Annotated in this window: 3 protein-coding genes and 1 pseudogene; 2 read left to right on the forward strand and 2 right to left on the reverse strand. The window is 38.2% G+C overall.

Annotation, left to right across the window (positions count from 1 at the left end):
• Positions 1-593: 593 nt before the first annotated feature.
• Positions 594-1,263: pseudogene (locus GZ1_RS17040) on the forward strand (LAGLIDADG family homing endonuclease).
• Positions 1,264-2,152: 889 nt separating this feature from the next.
• Here the strand turns inward: GZ1_RS17040 and GZ1_RS17045 are convergent.
• Together GZ1_RS17045 and GZ1_RS17050 are read right to left on the reverse strand one after the other, a co-directional pair.
• On the reverse strand, positions 2,153-2,701 hold the full coding sequence (locus tag GZ1_RS17045; RefSeq protein ID WP_060788962.1) for a GNAT family N-acetyltransferase: 549 nt from the start codon (positions 2,699-2,701) through the stop codon (positions 2,153-2,155).
• A gap of 710 nt (positions 2,702-3,411) precedes the next feature.
• A complete protein-coding gene (locus GZ1_RS17050; protein ID WP_060788963.1) occupies positions 3,412-4,590 on the reverse strand; it encodes an MFS transporter in 1,179 nt (392 codons plus the stop codon).
• Positions 4,591-4,728: 138 nt separating this feature from the next.
• Here GZ1_RS17050 and GZ1_RS17055 point away from each other — a divergent pair.
• Positions 4,729-5,638, forward strand: a 910-nt coding sequence (locus GZ1_RS17055) for a LysR family transcriptional regulator (protein ID WP_060788964.1), incomplete at its 3' end; no start/stop codon positions are given.

Below are 5,638 nucleotides of genomic sequence, written 5' to 3' on the forward strand. Positions count from 1 at the left end.
AATATCGTTGAGCTGTACAGAGTAACCATGTTGAATTTAAGAAGTTCTCCAAACCGCGGAAAGGACTCATTATCGGGATTAAACTTGAGCAACTGTTATCCAGCCTGATTCTGCCTGCTGCCTGGCTGAGCTACCGAATCGAACCCTAGGAAACAGATCGGGAGAAAGAGTGGCAAGCCATTCTGGAGCATAAGGAATAAAGCGGCGTGATGAGACAGTACTTGCACTTTACTGTCTCTTTTTTGTTTTGCGATTTATTTCCATTCATTAATTAAAGTGAGGAAGGGATTATTACGAATATTTTAATTTATATAGACAATAAGAACATTTGTTCTTATAATATATTTTAAATAAATATGGAAGGGGTTTTAAAGATGACAAGAAAAAATATAAAACGAACGTTGGAGGTAGACGAAATTATAAAACTTTATCTTGAAGGTGCTAGTACTACTGAAATTGCAAAGCTTTCTAATGTGTCTCCGAGATATATAAGAATGATTTTGTCTGATCATAATATTGAAAAAAGGCCGTTTGGTAGTTGGAAGCGTAAGTATAAGTTAAATGAAGATTATTTCAAGACTTGGTCTAAAAATATGGCTTATATCTTAGGTTTTTTTATAGCGGACGGTTTTGTCTCCAATGATTTTCAGACGATCGGATTCGCGCAAAAAGAAAAATATATTTTAGAACAAATCAGAGACGAATTAGGGTCTAATCAACCACTTTATCAAAATAAGCAAACCGGTGTTTATATGTTATATCTCAATAGCAAAGTTATGAAAAACGATTTAATGGAGATACATGGTATCACACCAAATAAATCACTGGATATAAAATTTCCGTATGTTCCAGAAGTGTATTTAAATCATTTTATAAGAGGCTATTTTGACGGTGATGGAAATATTAATTCTCATGGATATGTAGTCAGTTTTGTTGGCGGATCTTTGGATTTTATGACAGCATTAGAGAATCATTTAAAAGCTCGAGGATTTGAAATGTACTTAACCAAAAACGAAAAACATATTCGTTTATATATGAGCGGCAGAAAAAGGTACCGTCAAGAATTTTGTGTAATGTAAGATAGATAGGGTATCTGTTGCAGCAAGAAAAAAAGCTTTTATCGATGAATATCGAAAAAGTTATTGCGTTCATCAAGCATGTGAAACAGTTGGAATTACATTAGGAACGTATTATACATGGTTGAAGCGTGACAAATCATTTAGCGAAGAATTTTATAAAATTAAAGAAAGGGAAGTTAAGTAACTAATTTCGGTTGACATAATATAAAGTGAAGGATAAAAAAATGATAAGTCAGTAAGTTTACTTAATAATCGCGTATAAACTTTGATAATTCGTATAAAAAAATGATAATTGTAGCCAAAAAATAAATTGAGTTAATTTATGTACATATTAGCACGTGTGTACTTATTTGTCTAGAAAAAGATAGGAAAAAATGTAAAGAGAGAAGTAAAATAAAATGTTCTAACTATTCAATCCCTCGATGCTATTATTCACAATACATAAAACCTATTGCTTTCTTTGTTTGAATATCCACCAAAATGATAACACGGCCTAAGATACCTTCATTTGTTTCTGATATCAAAAGTTTCGAAGAGGACAAATATATATAATAGCTCAGTTAGTGCCTATATAGTTTTCCTAAAAGAGAGTTAAATGTAGAAGAAATGAGAAATTACCTTGAATCAAAGTTAACACACATTGAGAAAGAATCAGGAAAGAAAAAAAGAATTGATACTTCTGCTACTAAAAGAGTCAAAAAGAGGTATCATTCTTTTCTTACTCAACTATCCCGAAAATTAGTATTTTCATCATTTGCTGGTGCCGTAAGCGCGACATGAATGTCTATCCTCATTCTCCTGATGGTCCCGCATAGATGCGATATAGTTATCTCCCATGGAAGAACGAATGAACTTCCATCATCTGTGGTGTTGCGAAATGTATCATGGTTGGCTAACGGAGCGATAGTTAAACAAGATTGTAAAAAAGACTGTTTTATTTTAACGGGTTCTGTTTTAAGGTGCAGAAGTATCAATTGACATGAACAAAGCCTAGTTTCCAATAACAAATGGCTGATCCGATTTTGAGGTCAGCCGTTTTTATAACAAAGAATAGGAAAATTAGGGCGTCCTAGTCATTCTGAATCATTTGGATTCACGATAGCGAAGTGTAAATGATCTTCCCACCTTCCGTTAATCTTCACGTTCTTCTTGGAAAGCCCTTCTTTATGGAATCCTGCCTTCTCCAAAACTCGAATCGACCCGATGTTATGTGGCATGACTCCTGCTTCAATTCTGTGTAACTTGAGAACCTCAAAGGCATAGTCAACGACTAGGCGCACAGCTTCAGTAGTATATCCATGTCCGTTGTGCGATTGATCTACATAATAGCCTAACCAACATGTCTGTAAAGGACCACGGACCACTTCAGTCAACTCAATGATGCCAATCAGTTCATCAGTACCGATGAGGAAAATGCCGAACGTGTATTGCTCGTCTCTTTCCATCTTCGCCAAGCTGGTTTGGATTCGATTTAACTGATATTCCTCCGTATAGAACTCCTCGGGCCTATCTGGCGTATACTGTTGCCAAAATTCTCGGTTTCTACGGTACATCTCTGCCAAAGGCCCCACATCTGTATCCCTTAAAAATCGCAAATAGATTTTGTGTCCCGCTAATTTCATCTTTCTTCATCCCTTCTTCACATATAAACACCACAGGAATCCTATGATGGATAGAGTATCTCGTCTCATGGAAATCGACATTGAAAATGACACTTGAATTGGCATGCAATTGACACTCTCCATAAATTCTTTTCATCTTCTCATCTTCGAGATAGTTCAAACTTTCTCCTGCCAAAGTGAATGACTTTTTGCGAAAAGCCTTATAAGGACAGGACAAATAGCGTGCAGAATCGATTGCCAATTCGCACACTATTTTTTGTGTGTCAAATGCCTGTTTTGCACCTCAAAACGGAACCCGTTAGATTTATTTCGGTCTTTTTCTGTGTTCTAAAAATCAACATTGAAATTTGACAGAGTTCTGATCTCCTTTATTATCGCTGGATTACCTATCTATGATAAAGGTGGCTGGTTTATTTGGTCGTAAATCAACAACAAACGATAACAGAGACACTCGTGCTAATTTTTGGCACAACGATTCATTAAAATAAAATAAATTGTATTGTCCATACTATTCGGTTCATATCTTTGTATACCGCTTATTTTCAGGGGATCCTTTCATTAAGAAAAAAAATCCAAGCGGTCTTGAAAAGACCACTCGGAGTTTCTTTTTTATATCCAAGTCTCTGTGAAATTTTATTGTTTATTTTTTTGACACCGATTGAGTAGAAAGGCGATCTATCTTATGTTTTTGTCAGGTTTTGAGATAGTCTTTATTGCATTTGATTTTTCATGTTTTTTCTCGCTTGCCCACGATTTCTTTTGCTTGACACAATCCTCCATTGTCCCAGTAGGGTCACTAATACTAGACAACCAGCAGCAAACGGAAGTCGGGAAGGTGCCAATCCGGCTAGCATCACCATCCCCCCAAGAGCGGAACCTATCGCACTTCCTAAATAATTAGCGGAACTGTTTAACGCAACGGCAGCTGCGCCGTGATTAGGTTGTAAGCGAAGTAATTCATGCTGTTGCGGAGCTTGAGAGGCCCATCCCATTGCTCCCCATAGAATGAAAGGCAGAAATGATAGCATCGGAAATGGAAATACGAATGGTAAGCTGAACATGGCTAAAGCCATGATGGCTAAAATGCCAGCCATGAGCAAGTCTGGCCTCCCTGTTCGGTCAATCAAAGTGCCAATGGAAAAGCTCCCGACTACGCCACCAATGCCCCATGCCCAAAGATAAGGTGTAATGATAGGAATGTCTGCCAGATTATCCAAAATGGTTGCGATATATGTATAGAGACCCAAACTGGCCATGCTGGTCATAAAAGTGATGCCAACAATTGCTGCAACCCTCCCATTGGTCATCATCGCAACACGTTGACGCAACGATGGTGGCGCCGAAGCCGGAAAACTTGGAAACCATATGACAATTCCTATCATGGCGATAAGACCTAGTGCAGTGATGAACCAGAGAGTTGCGTGCCAATCTAGATGTTCAGCAATGATCAATCCAAGTGGAACCCCTATGACCGTTCCCGTGCTCATGCCGCCTAGCGTCATACCAAGAGCGTGGCCGCGTTTCTGCATAGGAACAAGGGATGCGGCAGCTGCAGCGGCCAACGGGGAATAAAGCCCGGCCCCGATGCCTGCAATTGCACGTGCCATAAGCAGCATGGAGAAACTCGAGGCTAGTGCACTAGCTCCATTACCTAATGAGAATATTAAAAGTGCCAGCACTAAAATCCTGCGCATTGGCTTTCCAGCCAACAATGTCGCAAAAATTGGAGCTGCCAGTGCATAACAAAGGGTGAAGACACTTACTGCTTGCCCCGTTTGTGAGGCACTTATTTTGAACGTTGTCCCCATATTCGGCAATAAACCAGCAATCACATAGGCATCAAACCCAAGAGCGAACATACCTATCGTGAGGAGAAGAACTTTTCGCATGATAACCTCCATTTTTACTGAATCATTTGTTATGGAAGAGCTCTTCTATTTCCACTTTACAAAACTAATTGTAATATGTCTAATATATATTTATAGTTGTATTAATATATAATAAGTATTAAAAGGGGAGGCAACGCGTTGGAACTGCGTCATTTGAAATATTTCATAACAGTGGCTGAAGAATTACATTTTGGTAAAGCGGCAGCTCGTTTAAATATGGCACAGCCGCCATTAAGTCTTCAAATCCGTCAATTAGAAGAAGAAATAGGGGTACCGCTTTTCCATCGGACGAAAAGGAAGGTAGAGTTAACAAAAGAAGGACAAGTGTTTTTAGAAAAAGCTTATCAGATTTTGAAGAATCTAGAGGAAGCAATTGAAACAGTAAGAATGATAAGCCGTGGGGAGGCTGGGGAAATAACGATCGGTTTCATAGCCTCAGCAGCCTATGATATTCTTCCAATCATTATAGAGCACTATCGAAAGGAATACCCTAATATTCATATAGATTTGCAACAGTTAACGTCAGCGGAACAAGTGAAAGCTTTACACGAAGGCCATATTGATATAGGAATACTTTGCCATCCTATAAAAATAAAAAATGACACAATTAATATTGAAGTGATTCGACAAGAACCAATGGTGGTTGCTTTACCAAAGGATCATGCATTAGCTTCCGAAACATCCCCGATTAATCTTGTTGATTTATCCAATGATCCATTCATTTTAACGGGAAGAAAGGCAAATCAAAGTCATTATGATACAGTGATGAACGGTTGTTATCAGGCAGGATTCCAACCAAAGGTAGTACTAGAAACACAGGAATTACCTACTGTCATCTCTCTTGTTTCAGCAGGAATGGGCGTAGCTCTCGTACCAGCTTCTATACAATATGTATTCAAAAATAAAGTTGTTTATCGTGACATTCGGAATAATCCATTTACCACTACGACAGCTCTTGCTTGGAAAAGCGACAATCTATCACCAACTGTACATGCGTTTATTGATCTAATGAAAAGATCTGTCATCCCACTCTTAAATCAGCATAATT

This window comes from Geobacillus zalihae NBRC 101842 (assembly GCF_001544135.1).
Classification (GTDB): domain Bacteria; phylum Bacillota; class Bacilli; order Bacillales; family Anoxybacillaceae; genus Geobacillus; species Geobacillus zalihae.